The 16,630-nt window shown below is 48.9% G+C and carries 18 protein-coding genes; 10 read left to right on the top strand and 8 right to left on the bottom strand.

Going from position 1 to position 16,630, the window contains the following annotated elements:
• Positions 1–4 precede the first annotated feature (4 nt).
• The 3 genes from ACYVIC_RS01045 to ACYVIC_RS01035 are packed head-to-tail and all read left to right on the top strand — an operon-like array spanning position 5 to position 1,857.
• Entirely contained in the window at positions 5–364 is a 360-nt protein-coding gene (locus tag ACYVIC_RS01045; protein WP_460856472.1) for a hypothetical protein, read from the top strand.
• Between the two features lies 1 nt (position 365).
• The gene (locus ACYVIC_RS01040) at positions 366–1,445 is read left to right on the top strand and encodes a hypothetical protein (RefSeq protein ID WP_460856470.1); all 1,080 of its coding nucleotides are present in this window, start codon (positions 366–368) and stop codon (positions 1,443–1,445) included.
• Position 1,446: 1 nt separating this feature from the next.
• Positions 1,447–1,857 (top strand): type IV pilin protein, encoded by a 411-nt coding sequence (locus ACYVIC_RS01035; RefSeq protein WP_460856468.1) that lies wholly within the window; start codon positions 1,447–1,449, stop codon positions 1,855–1,857.
• On the opposite strand, the gene ACYVIC_RS01030 is transcribed toward ACYVIC_RS01035, so the two are convergent.
• Both ACYVIC_RS01030 and nadE read right to left on the bottom strand, forming a co-directional pair.
• Positions 1,854–2,363, bottom strand: a complete 510-nt coding sequence (locus ACYVIC_RS01030) for a GspH/FimT family pseudopilin (RefSeq protein ID WP_460856466.1) — start codon at positions 2,361–2,363, stop codon at positions 1,854–1,856. The two genes, ACYVIC_RS01035 and ACYVIC_RS01030, sit on opposite strands and share 4 nt — an antisense overlap.
• Positions 2,364–2,471: 108 nt before the next feature.
• Positions 2,472–3,299: an ammonia-dependent NAD(+) synthetase gene (gene nadE / locus ACYVIC_RS01025; protein ID WP_460856463.1), complete on the bottom strand. Its 828-nt coding sequence runs from the start codon at positions 3,297–3,299 to the stop codon at positions 2,472–2,474.
• 149 nt (positions 3,300–3,448) lie between these two features.
• On the opposite strand from nadE, the gene glnB reads away from it, so the two are divergent.
• From glnB to ACYVIC_RS01010, 3 genes are read left to right on the top strand one after another with little or no spacing between them, the layout of a single operon-like run.
• A complete protein-coding gene (gene glnB / locus ACYVIC_RS01020; RefSeq protein ID WP_460856461.1) occupies positions 3,449–3,787 on the top strand; it encodes a nitrogen regulatory protein P-II in 339 nt (112 codons plus the stop codon).
• A 31-nt stretch (positions 3,788–3,818) separates the two neighbouring features.
• Complete coding sequence (locus ACYVIC_RS01015; RefSeq protein ID WP_460856459.1) at positions 3,819–5,015, top strand: tetratricopeptide repeat protein; 1,197 nt, start codon at positions 3,819–3,821, stop codon at positions 5,013–5,015.
• On the top strand, positions 5,012–5,914 hold the full coding sequence (locus ACYVIC_RS01010; RefSeq protein ID WP_460856457.1) for a M28 family peptidase: 903 nt from the start codon (positions 5,012–5,014) through the stop codon (positions 5,912–5,914). Before ACYVIC_RS01015 ends, ACYVIC_RS01010 begins: the two co-directional genes overlap by 4 nt.
• Here the strand turns inward: ACYVIC_RS01010 and ACYVIC_RS01005 are convergent, their stop codons facing one another.
• From ACYVIC_RS01005 to ACYVIC_RS00995, 3 genes are read right to left on the bottom strand one after another with little or no spacing between them, the layout of a single operon-like run.
• Entirely contained in the window at positions 5,915–7,426 is a 1,512-nt protein-coding gene (locus tag ACYVIC_RS01005) for an FAD-binding domain-containing protein (RefSeq protein ID WP_460856455.1), read from the bottom strand.
• A 10-nt stretch (positions 7,427–7,436) separates the two neighbouring features.
• Positions 7,437–8,714: a DASH family cryptochrome gene (locus ACYVIC_RS01000; protein ID WP_460856453.1), complete on the bottom strand. Its 1,278-nt coding sequence runs from the start codon at positions 8,712–8,714 to the stop codon at positions 7,437–7,439.
• A complete protein-coding gene (locus ACYVIC_RS00995) occupies positions 8,711–10,240 on the bottom strand; it encodes a cryptochrome/photolyase family protein (RefSeq protein ID WP_460856451.1) in 1,530 nt (509 codons plus the stop codon). The genes ACYVIC_RS01000 and ACYVIC_RS00995 overlap by 4 nt, the downstream gene beginning before the upstream one ends.
• A 127-nt stretch (positions 10,241–10,367) precedes the next feature.
• On the opposite strand from ACYVIC_RS00995, the gene ACYVIC_RS00990 reads away from it, so the two are divergent.
• Positions 10,368–10,949 (top strand): ZrgA family zinc uptake protein, encoded by a 582-nt coding sequence (locus ACYVIC_RS00990; RefSeq protein ID WP_460856449.1) that lies wholly within the window; start codon positions 10,368–10,370, stop codon positions 10,947–10,949.
• 46 nt (positions 10,950–10,995) lie between these two features.
• Here the strand turns inward: ACYVIC_RS00990 and ACYVIC_RS00985 are convergent, their stop codons facing one another.
• Positions 10,996–11,535, bottom strand: a complete 540-nt coding sequence (locus ACYVIC_RS00985) for a DUF3299 domain-containing protein (protein WP_460856448.1) — start codon at positions 11,533–11,535, stop codon at positions 10,996–10,998.
• A gap of 68 nt (positions 11,536–11,603) precedes the next feature.
• On the opposite strand from ACYVIC_RS00985, the gene ACYVIC_RS00980 reads away from it, so the two are divergent.
• Together ACYVIC_RS00980 and ACYVIC_RS00975 are read left to right on the top strand one after the other, a co-directional pair.
• Positions 11,604–12,296 carry an ABC transporter ATP-binding protein gene (locus ACYVIC_RS00980; RefSeq protein WP_460856446.1) on the top strand — a complete coding sequence of 231 codons (693 nt, stop codon included), beginning with the start codon at positions 11,604–11,606 and terminating at the stop codon, positions 12,294–12,296.
• The gene (locus ACYVIC_RS00975; RefSeq protein WP_460856445.1) at positions 12,290–13,546 is read left to right on the top strand and encodes an ABC transporter permease; all 1,257 of its coding nucleotides are present in this window, start codon (positions 12,290–12,292) and stop codon (positions 13,544–13,546) included. Before ACYVIC_RS00980 ends, ACYVIC_RS00975 begins: the two co-directional genes overlap by 7 nt.
• Here the strand turns inward: ACYVIC_RS00975 and ACYVIC_RS00970 are convergent.
• A complete protein-coding gene (locus ACYVIC_RS00970) occupies positions 13,536–14,906 on the bottom strand; it encodes an ATP-binding protein (RefSeq protein ID WP_460856443.1) in 1,371 nt (456 codons plus the stop codon). The genes ACYVIC_RS00975 and ACYVIC_RS00970 overlap by 11 nt on opposite strands.
• Positions 14,907–15,114: 208 nt before the next feature.
• Here ACYVIC_RS00970 and ACYVIC_RS00965 point away from each other — a divergent pair, with 208 nt between their 5' ends.
• Complete coding sequence (locus ACYVIC_RS00965) at positions 15,115–15,618, top strand: DUF1543 domain-containing protein (protein WP_460856441.1); 504 nt, start codon at positions 15,115–15,117, stop codon at positions 15,616–15,618.
• Here ACYVIC_RS00965 and ACYVIC_RS00960 read toward each other — a convergent pair.
• Positions 15,605–16,618 (bottom strand): metal-dependent hydrolase, encoded by a 1,014-nt coding sequence (locus ACYVIC_RS00960; protein WP_460856439.1) that lies wholly within the window; start codon positions 16,616–16,618, stop codon positions 15,605–15,607. The two genes, ACYVIC_RS00965 and ACYVIC_RS00960, sit on opposite strands and share 14 nt — an antisense overlap.
• Positions 16,619–16,630 lie beyond the last annotated feature (12 nt).

Raw genomic sequence — 16,630 nt, 5'->3', positions numbered from 1 at the left:
TGTAATGATATTACAACGTGGCGCTGTGTTGCTGATCTCATTAATTTTACTGATGGTAATGTCAGTGCTGCTAAGCGCGATGTTAACTGTTAGTCAGCTTAGTCATAAAAGCGCTTTGGCTGCGCAGCAGCAACTGCAATTGTCGCAACAGGCGCTGCAGCAGCACCTGGGTGCCGTACCTGCTGCCGCGCAAGCACTGCCGGGCCAGCTCTTGTCGCAGTGCCCCGCGTCTTATGCCGCCTGGAGCGAAAACGCCATACAGTGTGCTGTAGTTCGGGTTGATTCACAGCAATACAGTGATAACCACCAGTCTTACGTCGCGTATTCCAGCTTAGTACTGCGACAAGAGCTGCTACAGGAGTAACATGATGTTATACCGACTGTGCATGTTGCTTGGCGGTATTGCCGCTATATACCCACTGCAAGCCTGCCCGTTAGCAGCACCGGAGCCGGTACCTACCCAACTGGCATCAAGCTTACTTGGCGCCCAGCCAAGGCAAGTAAATATCTACAATAACCTCAGCCTGAGCGAGCTAACCGCGACCGGCACTCTGGCGCTATACAGCGCGAATAATCTGCAGTTGCTTGACCGTTTGCAGCAGTGGCCTGTTGCGAGTGGGCATATCGGCGCTATTTTGGCGCAGCCGGTGGTACTGGATAGCAATTATGATGGTATAGCCGATGCAATTTATGCGGTGGATGTAGCGGGCCTGGTATGGTTTGTTGGCTTGAAAGGTTCAGGATTTATGGCACCAGAGCTGATCGCTGATTTTTCCACTCAGGGGTATCAGTTTGACCGGCCATTACAGCTGGTGCAAACCCAGGCTGTCGGCGCTGATGGCCAGTTTCAGTATCAGTCAACGCTGTTTCTGACGGCGTCTGATGGTCTGCAACACAGTATTGTTATTGCGCTGAAGCACAGTGCGCAGAGGTCCGGTGTGGTTGAGCTGGCAAATTTAGTTGACCGCAGCAGCATTAGCGCTGATGAAGCGCGATATGGCATTGATGAGCAGCAATGGTCTGAACTTCAACACGCCGCAGGCTGGTATATTGGTTTGGCGCGGCAAATTATTAGTAAGCCGCAAGTGTATGCCGGCGTTGTGTATTTGTTGTCGGCAAAGCCGGGCTCGCTAGCGGCTGATTGTGCTTTGGCCGCAGATGCAGCGCCGCAGCTGCACGCTGTGCATTTACATCATGCCGGGCTGGTATATGCCCGTCGTGAACAACAGGTGCAGCTGCAAAGCAATGGTGTGCTGGCACTTGAGCAAGAAGAAAACGGCGATTTGCAGCTGGTATTAAAGCAGGGACAATCAAAGCAGGTGTTAAAGACCGCACTACAGGCGATATCCGCAGAGTGTGCAGATTGCACCGAACCGCTAACTGCCACGCAGTTTCCGCAGTTTATTCGCTTAGCAACTTTTCAGACTGAGTATGGTGCACACTAGCATGCGAAGTGGCAGAGCACAGGCAGCATTTAGTTTGCTTGAGATGATGGTGGCAATAGCCATTATTGCTATTCTGGTAAGTATTTGTTACCCGTCGTATCAGCAATACGTGTTGCGCACCTATCGATCAGAGGCGACAAGTCAGCTGTATCTGTTAGCGAATGCGCAAGAGCAGTATATCGCTGATTATGGCCTGTACACTGCTGATTTTTCGAAATTGGGCTGGCAAAGCCCACCACAAGGCAGCCGGTATTATTATCGCATCACGTTGTTGCATGATAATCAGGGTTATCAGTTAACTGCCTCGGCTACCGGTTTACAACAAGCAGATTCAGACTGCCCTGAATTTACGCTTAACCATTTGGGGCAGCGCAATGTGCTAAGTCCTCAGTATTTGGCGTGTTGGCACTAATTTGCCGGGCAAGCAGTTGTCTCATGGCTTAGCCGGTTGCGTCCGGCCTGGTTAAGCACTAAACGAAAATGCCAGTTGCTACCGGCTTTACCACAGTAATAAAAAGTGCCGTTTTCAAAACCGTTTAAACTGCCATCACGGCGAAACGTTACCCGGTCACGGTTGTAAATTAATTTGTGCTGTTGTGCCGGCGGTGCTATCTCCCGCAATAACTTAAGGCTGTTATCGTTGGGGTAAAACAGCGATAGGTGCAACGGCAGTTGCTGCCAGTTATTCTGGCATTGGCTTGCTTGTTGTGGACATAACCTTACCGGCAAATTACTACTGGCAGCGGCAGCACGGGCGTAAGCCAAATGCTGGCTAAATTCACGCATATAAGCTTGAGCACGCTGAAAATCGATAAACGCTACCATAGCGGGCACCGCTATGGTTGCCAGAATAAGTAGCACTGCCAGTGTTACCATAAGCTCCGGCAGGCTAAATGCCCGTTGTTTGCCTGTAGCCATAGCCATTCCTTGCTGTGTATATAGCAACAAGTATGGTGTATTTTTTGTAAAACAAAAGCTGCATTAAGGTTTTTAATGCAGCTGGGCAGGCAGTAAAGCGCGGACTGACTAATCGTAAATGGTCGGTATTGGCTGGCGCTTGTGCTGAGTTTTCAGATATATAGCAATAAGTTTTTCACTTACACTGGGCTCAACAGTTTTACCTTCAAGAAAATCGTCTATTTGCTCGTAGCTTAAACCCAGCGCTACTTCATCGGCTTTTTGCGGCGCCATGCACTCCAGATCTGCAGTAGGCACTTTGCCTACCAGTACATCCGGTGCGCCCAGTGTTTTACCCAGCAAACGCACCTGGCGTTTACTTAGGCCAAACAGAGGTGCTAAATCGCAAGCGCCATCTCCCCATTTGGTGTAAAAGCCGGTAATGTTTTCGGCAGAATGGTCTGTTCCCAATACCAATGCTCCCAGCAAGGCTGCAATATGGTACTGCACCACCATCCTGGTGCGGGCTTTAACATTACCCTTGGCAAAGTCAGCCTGAGCTGCGGTTGCTGTTGCCAGCCCCATTGCCGCCATAGCGCTCCAGCTTGCCTGATGAATAGCATCGGCACCTGATTGAATATTTACCGATAGCGCTTTACTGGGCTGAATAAAATCGACTGCCAGCTGAGCTTCAGCTTCATCTTGTTGTGTGGCGTAGGGCAGGCGCACGGCAATAAACTGATAACCGCTGCTACTCTGGTTTAGTTCATCAACGGCAAGTTGTGCTAACCGGCCGCAAGTGGTTGAATCTATGCCGCCACTGATCCCCAATACCAGGGTCTTCATACCTGAATTAGTTAGCCGCTGTTTTATAAAGTCTATCCGACGGCGAATTTCAAAGTTGGGCTCGATCTGCGGTAACACCCGCATTTCGGCAATAATCTGCGCTGCATTCATATGTATTAAGCCTCTGCTGAGAATATTTAGCTATCTTACCGTGCTTTACCCTTGATGGATCAAGTGATTCTTCAGCTTTAACTGCTGAACCAGCAACAGGCTTGTATTATACTGCCTGCAACACCGCCGCTTAGTCGATAGGAACGATAATGAAAAAAATTGAAGCAATTATTAAACCTTTCAAATTGGATGATGTGCGTGAAGCGCTGGCCGACATTAATGTTACCGGTATGACCGTAACGGAAGTTAAAGGCTTTGGCCGGCAAAAAGGCCATACCGAGCTCTACCGTGGTGCCGAGTACATGGTAGATTTTCTGCCTAAGGTAAAGCTGGACATTGTGGTTACCGACGAGCAGGTAGAGCGCTGCGTTGAAGCCATAATGAAAACAGCACAAACCGGCCGCATTGGTGATGGTAAGATTTTTGTTTTCGATGTTGAGCGGGTAGTGCGTATTCGTACTGGTGAAGAAGACGAAGATGCGATATAACAAAGTTAATTAATCTTCAGTAGGATGTTATATGCAAGCTGGCATGTATATCTGTCTTGCTACGGCACTGTCGGCTGTGTTGTTATTAAGCAGCTGCAGCAGTGTGCCGCAGCCTGCGACCTTTTCTGCGTCAGCGGTACCGGAATTGCCATACTCTCCATTACTGCTAAACGCCAGCTTGCCGGTGCCAACTGAAGCAGATATTTTTGCTCTAACTGCGGAGCAACAAGCTGAATTTTTAAGCTATTTTTATGCGCCACAACATAGTGATATGCCACCTAACCGACGGCTATATCGCTTTCTTGCCCGTAAGGTAAGCGGTTTTGACTATCTGGGGAAAAACCATACGGCAAGCCAGGCTTATGCGCTTAACAGCGGTAACTGCATGTCTTTGGCTGTGTTAACCAAAGCCCTCGCTGATCTGGTTGACGTTGATATTGAGTTCCAGAGCATTAAATCTGCGCCGGTATTTAGCATAGAAAGTGATTTTCTGTTGTCTTCTGATCATGTCAGGACATTTTTATATGATGCGTCTGTGTCTGCGCCCGGTAAAAATATGCTGCAGATTGGTAAGCCTTATCTGGTTATCGATTATTTACCCTCTATCACGGATGTAAATGGGCCGCGTATTTCACAACACACTTTTATTGCTATGTTTTACCGCAATCTGGCTGCGGACGCTGTGCTTACCCAGCAGTATGATCAAGCTTTAGCCTTGCTAAAAGCCGCGTTGGCGTACGACCCTGCTTATGGTGCTGTGGTAAATTTACTGGCTGTTGTGCATCGCCGTTTAGAGCAGCCATTGCTGGCAGCAGCATGGTATGACTACGGCTTAAATGTGGCACAGAGTAAAACCAGCCTGCTAAGTAATTATGCCATGCTAAAGCTGGAACAAGGCGAAGCGGCTGAAGCTGACAACATGCTACAACAGCTAATTGAATTGAATGAGCAAGACCCATACATCTGGTACTGGTACGGTAAAGTTGCTCTGCGTGAACACAGATATGCCGACGCGCTACAGCACTTAACTAAGGCTGCGCAGCAAGCGCCCCTAGTGCATCAGCTTCAGCTGGCTCTGGCACAGGCGCATTACCAGAACAACAACACTGCGCATGCCTATTATGCACTGCAAAAAGCGGCTGAGCTCGCCGCTGAGCCGACAGAGCGACGCCGTTACCATGGGAAACTGCAGGCATTAGAACTACAAAAACGTATTAAACAGCAATGAGACGCTGGTTGCCCGGATTATTGCTCTGTGTACTGTGTAGCGCACAAGCGCAATTGTTGTCGGATATCAGCCAACTTAGTGACGCCAGTATGCAAGGCAGAAAAACCGCTACGCCAGGCAGTGCACTTGCCAGGCAGTATATTGCCAAGCGTTACCGCGAGCTTCAGTTACAGCATTTTGCTGATGGCTTTCAGCACAGCTTTGTCTATTCCCGCCTGAACCCGCAAACCGGTATTAATATGGTGGCGATGATACCCGGCTGCCGCTATCCGCAACATTATATTGCAGTTACTGCACACTACGATCATTTAGGACGCAGCGGCAGAAAAATTTATCACGGTGCCGATGATAACGCCTCGGGTGTCGCGGCGATGCTTGAACTGGCGGCCCGGTTAAAGCAAAGCTGTCCGGCTTACTCTTATGTGTTTATTGCCACCGATGCTGAAGAAGACGGGCTCTATGGCGCCAAAGCGTTTGTCGCTGCACCGCCGGTACCGTTAACTAATATAGTGTTAAACCTTAACCTGGATATGGTGAGTCGCGCTGATAAGCGCGGTAAATTGTATTTGACCGGTGCCAGACGTTATCCGGCGCTGATTGCCGGGTTGGCACGCGAGTATACCAAGCTACAGTTTTTGCACCATCGTGGCCCAACCCGGTTACCGCGGCACCATGCCCGTTACGATTGGCCTAACGCCAGCGATCATGGCCCTTTTCACCGCGCGGGCATTGCTTATTTGTTTTTTGGTGGCCAGGACCACCCGCAATACCATACTCCGCAGGACACCTGGCAGCGCATAGATCCCGAATTTCTCGATATGGCAATCAGTGCTATCTGGCACGCAGTGCAGTGGCTGGAACAACAAACACCCACTACGTTGCAAACTACGCCAGACTAATTACCAGTCGAAGCTAAGCTGATGTCTGTCTACCTGTGTTTTGCGGCTTTGCGGCCGTTTACGGCTGGCATGACGGACAAATACTGCTTGTTTTTGTTGTTGCCAGTCTGTTTTGTCTATTTGTTTTAACCACAGGGTTAGTCTGGCACGTGCCTGATGCTGGGCTTGTTGTAACGGCACTACAGGGTGCGGATAATCACGGTCTATCACACAGCCGTACTTTTGTTGCAACGCAGCAGGCATAAGCCAGGGAGTATGTATCCAGCTGTCGGGCACCCGGCGCAGTTGCGGTAACCAGTGACGAATAAACATGCCATGGCTGTCTTTTTGTTGGCTTTGTTTTACCGGGTTATACATCCGGTTGGGGTTAATGCCGGTTGTACCGGCCTGCATCTGAATTTGCGGGTAATGAATGCCTGGTTCGTAATCGATAAAACACTGCGCCAGATGCAGCGCAACCGGCCGCCAATGCAGCCATAAATGATAACTGGCAAATGCGACCAGCATCGCCCTGGCTCGAAAATGTAACCAACCGGTGGCTAAAAGGCAGTGCATGGCAGCATCAACTAACGGGTAGCCGGTAGCGCCTTGGCGCCAGGCGTCAAAAAAGTGCTGGTTAAAATCTGCTTCACGCAAACCGTCAAAGCCGCGATGCATGTTAAAAAACTCGATTGCCGGCTCATCTTCCAGCTTTTGAATAAAGTGACAGTGCCAGCGTAGGCGGCTGAAAAATGCCTGTAACCCCTGACGCTGACAGTCTTGCCCAGAGGTTTTCATTGCCAGATAACTGTGTTGTTGCAGCTGGCGCAGGCTAAGCTGGCCGTAGCTAATAAAGGGGCTAAGCCTCGAGCAGCTTTGGCCGGCTTTAGCTGCCAGTGAAATATGTTGCCGATAGTTTTTACTGCGTATTTTTAAAAAACTGTCAAAGGTTTGTATTGCTGTATCTGCGCTTTGCACGGTGTTACACAGTGGTAAATCAGTTTTTCGGGTTGGCGACAGGGCCGCTAAATCCCACTTTGCCGCCGTTATCAACGGCAGTGCGTGAATATCGGGTGCAGGTGCAGATTTCAGCCAGTGATCAGCCAGGTTAAACCAGTTGTCTCGGTTAGCTAAACGCCTGAATACAGCAAACTGGCGGTATTGCTGCCAGGGTATGTTTAGCTCACGTAAAAGCCTTGCAACCGCCAAATCACGTTGATAGGTCCAGAGATTACCGGTTTCTTCATGGCTGTATACCGTGCTGACGTTAAATTGCTGGCAAAGCTGTCGCAACACGGCTGTTGCCGGCCCTTTAACTACCAGTAACGGCTGGCCAAGTGCGCTAAGCTGTTCATTTAGGTGTTGCAGAGCCGGCGCGATAAATTGCCAGTGTCTTAATGACACGTCACTCTGTTGCCAGTAATCGGGTTCAATAATGTATACCGGCAGCACAGCTCCTGTTTTTACCGCTTCATATAGTGGCCGGTGATCAGTAATACGCAGATCGCGTTTAAACCATACCAGGGCAGTCATCTGATGCTGCTTATGCTTGAGCTGACGGCAGCATGGTTTTTACAAAGCTGCCGTCGGCGTCGTAAAGTTTTGCTTGTTTCTCCAGATTAAACTGGCGCTCAGTACTGTTGCCGGTACCGGCAATATAGGCCCAGTTCCCCCAGTTACTGGCACAGTCATAGTCGAGCAGGCGTTGTTCAAAGTAGGCTGCACCTAAACGCCAGTCTAAGCCCAGATCGTGGATCAAATAACTGGCGACATTTTGCCTGCCACGATTGCTCATTAAACCGCTTTGGTTTAGCAGGCGCATATTGGCGTCAACAAAGGCTGTGCCGGTAGCGGCACTGCACCAACGGTTGAACGCTGCGTACTGGCTGGCGCTTAATTGTGGTGCGGTAAAATCTATATGGCCCTTAACTGCGCCTTTACTAAACCAGCGTGTAGCATATTTGCGAAACTGCCAGCGAAAAAACTCACGCCATAACAGTTCGAATTTAAGCCAGTAAGTAGATTCATTGGCTGTTACTTGTGTTTCAAACTCAACAATTTGCTGCCACAGCCAGCGCACCGACAAGCTGCCTTGCGCAAGATATGCAGAACAAAAGCTGGCATAGTCGGCGCCAAGCAGCTGATTACGGGTTTGTTTATAATGCAAAATATGCCGGCCTTGCCAGATAAAATGCGTAAGGCGTGCCAGAGCGGCTTGTTCACCGGTTTGCGCATTCGCCGGCTGTGCCTGAAACTGGCGCTGCAACGCAATAAACTGATGATTAAACGGCTCGGTGGCCGCAGGTGGCAGCCAGTCTGCCTCGTTAACTATGGCAGTTGCCGGGTTGCTCACCTGAAGCAGCGGTTCAAGCTGTTTACGAAAGGGGGTAAAGCTGCGAGGCAGGCTATCCAGATCAGGCCTAAGTCTGTCGCCCAGCAACGAATTACAATCAAGCTGCGTTACGTTAAGTTTCAAAGCCAATTGGCGGATGGCGTTGCATTCATCGGCGGCTACCGGTTCTGCACAATACAGCTCTGTGGCCTGTAACTGTGCTGCCAATTGCGTTATCGCGCCAACAGTGTCTCCAAACAGAGTAATTAAACCGATTTTTCTGGTGGCTAACGCGGTTTTAAGTTCGTTAATTAGTGCCAACTGTTGTTGTAAACGTTGTAAGTTTGCCCGGGCTAAGCCATATTGCCGGCCAAAAAAAGCAGCGTTGTCTAGCAAAACGACGGCTGCTTTGCGGCCGTTGCCGGCGTGTAGTAGCGGGTTGTCATGTAACCTTAAAGTCTCGTTTAACAGGATTAAACTGACGCTCATAGCTGTTCCAATTGTTGCAGGGTTGCGGCCGCTTTTGCCAGCACAGCTTCTTTATCGTTGTCGCTGCGTTTACGCCAGTTAGCAAAAGGCAGCGCTAACCGCGGATTGCCAGCCAGTTGCTGCTGATTACGGTTCAGAAAATCCCAGTACAGCGCATTAAATGGGCATGCATCAGCCTCGGTGGTATTTTTTACATTGTAAGCACAGTTCTTACAGTAGTTGCTCATGCGGTTAATGTAAGCGCCACTGGCGGCATAGGGCTTAGACGCCAGCACGCCGCCGTCGGCAAACAATGCCATACCAAGGGTATTGGGTAGCTCCACCCACTCGTAAGCGTCTGCGTACACTGCCAGATACCAATCGGTCACCTCATCTACCGAAAGCCCGGCTAACAGCGCGAAATTGCCGGTAATCATTAAACGCTGAATATGGTGCGAATACGCATGATCAATAGTGCTTTGTACAGCCTGTTGCACACAGCGCATCTTTGTTTTGCCATGCCAGTAGTAACCTGGTAACGCCCGCTTGGCGTGCAGCACATTACGTTGCTTGTATTCAGGCATTAGTAGCCAGTACAAGCCGCGCACATATTCACGCCAGCCGATTAATTGCCGGATAAAACCTTCCGCAGCATTTAATGGCACCAGGCCTTGCTGATATGCCTGCTCGACTTTGTTGCACATCCAACGTACATCCAGCAAGCCGCAGTTTAAATACACTGAACAAATGCTGTGTTGCAAAAAGGGCTGGTCCAGCAGCATGGCATCCTGATAGTCACCAAACTGTGGTAATTGATGCTGGACAAAATGCAAAAAGGCCTGGCGGGCATCTTTGCCACATACGGCATAGTGAAAAGTATCAGCGCTACCCATATTGCCGGAAAAATGCTGTTTAACCAGCGCAATAACCTCAGCCGTGATGTCGTCAGGGGTAAAGCTCAGCGGTGCTGTGGGCTGGAGTTTGTCAGGCCAGGCTTTGCGGTTGTCGGCATCATAATTCCATTTGCCGCCCTCAGGTTTATCACCCTGCATCAACAGGCCGGTGTAACGGCGTATGTCGCGATAAAAATACTCCATGCGCAGCTGCTTTTTACCATGGGCCCAGCGTAAAAAACGCGGCAGATCACAGATAAAGCGGTCATCACTAAGGATTTGCACTGGCAACGAAAGTTGTTGTTGCCAGCTTATAATCTCCTGTTGCAAGCGGAATTCACCGCATTCTGTAATGACAATACTATTAATATCAGGGTGTTGTGCCAGGGTGAACCGCACGGCATCCGTCATAGTGTTTAGCTGCGGTACGCTGCCATAACGGACATAACACAGCTTGTGGCCCAGCTGCCGCAAAGTGGCTGCAAAATGGCGCATAGCACTAAACAGCAAAATAATTTTATGTTTGTGATGCCTAACATAGCTGGCTTCACTGGCTACCTCGGCCAGCAGAATTATGTCGTCTTCCTGCAACTGTTGCAGGCTGGCAAGCGCCGGACTCAGCTGGTCTCCCAGCACGACTATAAGCTTTGGCATGGTGTACACTTTTGTCAGTCAATGCCCGACATTACGCTATCGGTGGTTGCTGCGATCAGTGTATGGCAAGGTTATAGTGCAATGTGTTATGTTGTAACAATTATCAGATTAGTCACGGGAGATAAATATGAAGTTGAATGCAGCGGTACTGAGCATGATGTTAGCTATATTGCCATTGGCAACGGCAGTAAATGCAGCGCAAACTGAACCGCATGAGCATGAGCATGAGCATGAGCATGAGCATGAGCATGAGCATGAGCATACCGCCCTCGGTGCCCATGTGCATGGCAAGGCCCTGCTAACGCTGGTTTTGGAGGGCAATGAAATGCAGCTGGCTTTTCAGTCGGCGGCGCAAAGTGTGTTGGGCTTTGAACATAAACCACGTAACGCAGAGCAGCAGCAAGAAGTGGCTGCGGCTATCGCGATATTTAATCAGGGCGAGTGGTTTAGTATTAATGCGCAGGCCAGCTGTGAACTTGTGACTGCAGACGCCAGCACCGATTTGATGCAGGCAAATATTACAGGCGGCCACTCCGACTTTTATGCAAATTATCAGCTACTTTGTCAGAGCCCAGCCCGTTTAAGTGCTATTAATCTGCACATTTTTAATTTACTGCCAACACTGGAAGAGGTCGAGGTGCAATGGATTGTTAATGATCGCCAGGGCGGCAGTACTGCCACCCTTAGCAATAGTTCGCTGCAGTTTTAATAACACTTTAATCGCAATAAAACGGCAGCTCAGGCTGCCGTTTGTATTAGTAAGTGTATTCTTCTACTGAGTCGACCGCCATGCTGTAGGCCGCCTGGCCTAAGTCATGTGTCATTGTTTCAGTTTTTAAGGTACCGGAAATCCAGAACGGTGAGTAAATCATGTCGGCTTTCAGATTTTTGGCGCCATGCATGTAAATGATTTGGTTTGGCGGCGGTGGCGGCACATGGATGCAAGCGCCAAAGTAAGGTACTAAGAAAAAGCTGGTAACATTCTGTTCGGCGTCAAACTCCAGCGGTACGATAAAACCTGGCACCCGCACCTTGGTGTTGTTGAATTCTTCCCGTACTTTCGCTGATGTTAGAATTTGCTGCCACTGCTGCGCTGCCGGATCATCACCTTGATAATTATCATCAAATGGCGAAGGCTGGCTGTAATCATGTTGCACTTCAGGCATTTGTAGCAGCATTTTTAACTCTTCTTCCGGCATTAAGTCGGTCCACTCAATGGTTTTGACTTCGCTGGCAACAAGGTTAAAACTTGCGACCAGTGTCAGATATAACGCAACAGATAACAGACGTAGCATTGGAGCTTGCTCCTCTAAGTTGGCATAATGCAAAGCGAATACATCATAGCATGACGCTGAGGAAGCCTGTGACTGACAAGCCTGAAATTTCTGCTATTGAACTCAAACAATTGACGTTTAGCTATAAAGCCAGCCAATGGCAATTGCAGATCCCACAACTGACATTGACCAAAGGCCAGCATTTGTTTATCCGTGGCGCCTCTGGCAGTGGTAAAACCACGTTGCTTAACTTGTTAAGTGGTATTGCCCGGCCACAAAGTGGCGAGCTGTATGTTCATGGTCAGCCAATGCATCAACTTAGCAGTGCAGCCCGTGATACGCTAAGAGCGCAGCAAATTGGTGTGGTATTTCAGCAGTTGAATCTGATCCCATATTTATCTGTGCTCGACAATACATTGCTAAGCAGTCACTTTGCAGGGCAAAACAACGCCGATATGTTGGCGCGGGCTACTATCCTGTTAAGCCGGTTAGGCCTGCCGGCAGATTTACATCGGCAAAAAGCCAGTGCGCTTAGCGTAGGGCAGCAACAACGCGTAGCAATAGCTCGGGCACTGTTGCCAAAGCCGGCGCTGCTAATTGCAGATGAGCCTACCTCAGCTCTGGACAGTGATAACCGCGATGCTTTTATGCGGGTAATGTTAGCTGAGGCCGACGCTAATGGCTGCACTGTTATTTTTGTTAGCCACGACGCCAGTTTGCAGCAGTATTTTCAGTATCAGTTGCACATGGATAAACTAGCACAAGGAGTACAGCCATGCTGATAAAACTGGCGCGGTTAAGTTTGTGGAACCGGCGCGGCACGGTACTAATGACCTGGTTGTCGCTGACCATTAGCATTGCATTGCTATTGGGTATTGATCATTTACGTACAGAAGCAAAAAACAGCTTTACCAGCACTGTTTCAGGTACAGATCTCATTGTTGGAGCGCGCTCTGGCCAGCTTAATTTGTTGCTATATTCGGTATTTCGTATCGGTAATGCAACGGCCAATATCAGTTGGCCGACCTATCAGCGAATTATTAAACATCCCCAGGTGCAGTGGGCTATTCCTATCTCGCTGGGCGACTCGCATCGTGGCTACCGCGTTATGGGAACCACGTTACAATATTTTGAGCACTTTCGTTACGCCAATTCGCAGACATTGCGCTTTGCCGGTGGTAAGCCGTTTGAAGCGGTTTATGAAACCGTGTTGGGTGCCCAGGTCGCTGAAAAACTTGGCTACAAGCTGGGCCAACAAATTGAGTTGTCGCATGGTATTGGCGCGGTAAGCTTTAGTCAGCACAAAGACAAACCTTTTACCGTTGTTGGCATTTTGGCTGCTACCGGCACGCCGGTAGACCAAACGGTACATGTTAGCCTTGAAGCGATAGAAGCTATCCATCTGGATTGGCAACAAGGCGCGCCAATTCCCGGGCGTCAGCTTACGGCAGAGCAAACACTGGCAGAAGATTTAACGCCAGAGTCTATTACCGCCTTCATGTTGGGCCTCAATAGTAAGATGGCCACTTTTACTGTGCAGCGGCAAATAAATGAATTTAAACGTGAGCCACTGTCTGCCATTTTGCCCGGTGTTGCATTGGCTGAGCTATGGCAAATGCTGGGTATGGTAGAGAATATGTTGCTGCTAATTAGCTTACTGGTGTTGTTAGCGGCACTGATTGGCATGGTTACTACCCTTTTGGCGTCAATGAAAGAGCGTCAGCGCGAGATGGCCATTTTACGTGCAGCCGGTGCTCATCCCTGGTATTTATTTGTGCTGATCCAGATGGAAGTGTTGCTGATTACACTTTTCTCGTTGTTGTCAGCCGCATTGTTGTTGTTGGTCAGTTTGTATCTGTTGCAAGATACACTCGCTGCAGATTATGGCTTGTTTATTAGTTTAAATATTGTCCGCAGTGAAACCTTATATGCTGCCTTTGCAGTGGTGGTGCTCGCGGCACTGCTAGCGGTGATCCCTGCTGCTTTGGCTTACCGGCGTGCTTTGGCAGATGGCTTGACGGTTAAAGTGTAGCGTCAGGCTGCAACGGTAACATCAGCCGTACCATGCAGCCTGCATGTAAATTATGCAGGCTGATTTCACCGCGAAGTAAATGTGTCACCAGATTAAATACCAGAGTAAGCCCCAGTCCTTTAGCTCCGACGCTTCGCCGTGAGGTAAAAAATGGTTCAAAGGCATGTTGCAGTTCATCTGCCGTCATACCGCGGCCATTGTCTGCCACTTCTAATTGCCAGTAGTGGCTGTGTTGGCTGGCGGTAAGACTAATTTGTCTGTCGCTTTGGTCAGGAAAGGCGTGCAGGCAGGCATTCTCAATAAGCCGGCCTATAATAGTCGATAAAGGGCTGACATAACTTTGTACCTGCATGTTATCGGGTACCGTAATGCTGACATTCACCTGATGCTCTGCCAACAATGATTTAACGCTACTGACTACCCTTGGTAAAAACTGTTGCAGTTGCAGTACTTCTGCATGCTGCTCTGTACTGTCCGTTGCAGTTTGTTTGAGGCTGTTTACCAGATCTACCGCGCGTTGCAAATTGGCATTAACCATAGTAATACTGGATTTAATTGTACTGCCGCATTGCAGAAATTGCTGTCGTGTTAGTTGGTTGGTTTGAAAAGCATGTTCAAGCTGTAATACTGTTGCTTCGGCATGGCTATTTGCTGTTACGGCAACGCCAAGTGGGGTGTTAATTTCGTGGGCGATACCTGCTACCAATCGGCCAAGGCTCGCCATTTTTTCTACTTCAATAAGTCGGTGTTGGGTTTGCTGCAATTGACTCAGTGACTGGCTTAATTCATGGGTACGCTGCGTAATGACCTGCTCCAGCGAGCTATTTAATTGTTCTAGCTGATGTTGGTAGCGTTGGCGTTCAGATGCGCTTAGTGCCCGGCCATAAATGTCGGCAAGAAAGCCGGCAAATACTATGTCATCTGTTTGCCACTGTTTTGCTTCGCGGTGTTCAATACAGATAATACCTACCATTAAACCATGGTGCCGTATGGGAGTATCCAACATGGCACAGATGCCAAGTGGTGTCAGATAAGATTGACTAAATTCACTGGTTTGTGGGTGGTGGTGAGCATCTGCTGCTACGATGTTGCGTTCCTGATCTAAGGCTGCAAAGTAGTGCGGAAAGTCGATACGGCTTAGTGTTAAGCCTGTTGTGGCCTTGCTGCTACCAACATCAAACAGGTAGCTGCAATGCATGTACTGCTTGTCGTCTGATAACAACCAAACACTGGCACGGTCAATTGCCAGGCCGGTAGTAATACCCTGTAAAATCAGCTCTGTTGCAGATTGTAGTTCGCCTTGATCAATTGCCGGATTGCGGCTTATGGTATTCAGAATGTGTTGTAGTTCACTTCGCATCAGACTACTACATAGCTCCGAAATAATAGCGTGGTTAGGGCTAGTGTTAAATTAAATCAGTTATCAAGGTATAGCAGTTTTGTACTGCAGAAGCGATTTTTTTACAGAGAACTTTCATTGACTTACTGGTTGTTATGGCAAAACTGCGCTATTGTCGCGGCGCCATAGTAAAACTAGCCGTAACACCGGCGAGTGTTTGGGAGGAACAATGCAACTGTTTTTAGTTTATCTCGGTGGAACTGCGCCAGGGGCGAATATTGAGCTGCACGATGTGCGCTTTGTCGCTGCGCAACAAATACAAGATGCGTATGCGCAATTGTGTCAGCAATGGTTTGGTACAGTAAAAGGCCTGCATATCGATAGTTATATGCAGGTGAAGCATATCGATGGCTATGCGGTAAGTCTGCGTGAAACTCCGGCACAAAGTGAGCTTAAACTCTATTTTGTTAATTTTGGTGGTTATTACGCAGACAAAATTGCTGAGCAGCATGATTTTATGCTGTGTGTTGCCAGTTCACACTCTGAGGCAAAAGCGAAGGCTAAACAGCTGTTGTTGCCAGAAGCAGACAGCCGGCACAAAGACGATTTGCTCGAGTTAGATGACTGCTTTGCCGTCGAGCAGTTACAAGGTTTATATGTACATCTGACTGAGTCTGGCCAAAGTCAACGCCTGGTACCTGACTGGTCAGGTTATAATATTATTGGCCATTAGGCCAATAAGGTGATGGCAGCGGTTGCCCCAGCGCGCGTCGCCAAAGCCAGGGTAATGCGATATCGCTGTTGTGACGCATCGGCAGTTGTGCCAGCGGCATACCGCTTTGCCCGTCAATAATAAATTCGAAGGCGTAGCTACCTTCTTGCCCCATTCGCAGATCTGTTAGCAGCAAGCGGTCATTTTGTTGACGCAGGCTGTAAAAGCCTCGACTAAACGCAGCCAGCTGCTGCACACTTTTTAAGTGTTGGTAACGTAATGCCAGCGCTTTGTCTGTTGCAACACTATGCCACGATATTGCTGTATTGCCATCGAGTAGCGAGTAGAACCCTTCTGCGTAGCCTTGCTCTGTCATTACGACAATACGCCACAACAGGGTATTCAGTGGTGCTGGTGTTACCAGCAATTTGGTATAACTAAGCTTCTGGGCGGCCAGGTCCTGCCTGACAATATGGCTAACCTGCCACTGCGCTACAACAGTCCAAAGCATATACGTGCTGGATAGCGCAATACCCAGAAAGTTAGCACGCACAGCCACTGCATAGTTCTTGCTGCCTAAAAAAAAGCCCACACCCAGCAGCAGCGGCAGAGTATACAATGGGTCAATAATAAAAATACTACCGACGGCATAGGGCGAGTTATTAAATGGCAATGCCAGTTGGGTGCCATATACTGTCATAGCGTCAATAGCACTGTGGCTAATCAGTATTAACCAGGTAGCCAGTAACCAGCGCAGATAATGCTGGCGCTGCCGGCACATTATTGCAGCAAGGAAAGCGAGTAGCGGAGCAAGTAAGGTTTGGTAAAAAAAAGCGTGGCTCTGCGCCCGGTGCAGCACCATATTACTTACAACATCACCATAATCCAGTAATACATCTAAATCTGGCAAAGTGCCTAATATTGCGCCTGCTGCTGCAATTTTAAATTTTTGCGGGGTTTGGCGACCTAACGTAGCCACTGCTACCGCTGCACCCAGTGTAAGTTGGGTTAATGAGTCCAATGCGTTTTAACA

This window comes from Rheinheimera gaetbuli (assembly GCF_054781935.1).
The sequence above is the reverse complement of the archived record's forward strand: the minus strand, read 5'-3'. Positions and strand labels throughout refer to the sequence as shown.

Bases quoted from the DNA above. Each gene is read 5' to 3' on its own strand.
- ACYVIC_RS01045 (WP_460856472.1), top strand. From the start codon at position 5: ATGATATTACAACGTGGCGCTGTGTTGCTGATCTCATTAATTTTACTG.
- ACYVIC_RS01040 (WP_460856470.1), top strand. From the start codon at position 366: ATGATGTTATACCGACTGTGCATGTTGCTTGGCGGTATTGCCGCTATA.
- ACYVIC_RS01035 (WP_460856468.1), top strand. From the start codon at position 1,447: ATGCGAAGTGGCAGAGCACAGGCAGCATTTAGTTTGCTTGAGATGATG.
- ACYVIC_RS01030 (WP_460856466.1), bottom strand. From the start codon at position 2,363: ATGGCTACAGGCAAACAACGGGCATTTAGCCTGCCGGAGCTTATGGTA.
- nadE (WP_460856463.1), bottom strand. From the start codon at position 3,299: ATGAATGCAGCGCAGATTATTGCCGAAATGCGGGTGTTACCGCAGATC.
- glnB (WP_460856461.1), top strand. From the start codon at position 3,449: ATGAAAAAAATTGAAGCAATTATTAAACCTTTCAAATTGGATGATGTG.
- ACYVIC_RS01015 (WP_460856459.1), top strand. From the start codon at position 3,819: ATGCAAGCTGGCATGTATATCTGTCTTGCTACGGCACTGTCGGCTGTG.
- ACYVIC_RS01010 (WP_460856457.1), top strand. From the start codon at position 5,012: ATGAGACGCTGGTTGCCCGGATTATTGCTCTGTGTACTGTGTAGCGCA.
- ACYVIC_RS01005 (WP_460856455.1), bottom strand. From the start codon at position 7,426: ATGACTGCCCTGGTATGGTTTAAACGCGATCTGCGTATTACTGATCAC.
- ACYVIC_RS01000 (WP_460856453.1), bottom strand. From the start codon at position 8,714: ATGAGCGTCAGTTTAATCCTGTTAAACGAGACTTTAAGGTTACATGAC.
- ACYVIC_RS00995 (WP_460856451.1), bottom strand. From the start codon at position 10,240: ATGCCAAAGCTTATAGTCGTGCTGGGAGACCAGCTGAGTCCGGCGCTT.
- ACYVIC_RS00990 (WP_460856449.1), top strand. From the start codon at position 10,368: ATGAAGTTGAATGCAGCGGTACTGAGCATGATGTTAGCTATATTGCCA.
- ACYVIC_RS00985 (WP_460856448.1), bottom strand. From the start codon at position 11,535: ATGCTACGTCTGTTATCTGTTGCGTTATATCTGACACTGGTCGCAAGT.
- ACYVIC_RS00975 (WP_460856445.1), top strand. From the start codon at position 12,290: ATGCTGATAAAACTGGCGCGGTTAAGTTTGTGGAACCGGCGCGGCACG.
- ACYVIC_RS00970 (WP_460856443.1), bottom strand. From the start codon at position 14,906: ATGCGAAGTGAACTACAACACATTCTGAATACCATAAGCCGCAATCCG.
- ACYVIC_RS00965 (WP_460856441.1), top strand. From the start codon at position 15,115: ATGCAACTGTTTTTAGTTTATCTCGGTGGAACTGCGCCAGGGGCGAAT.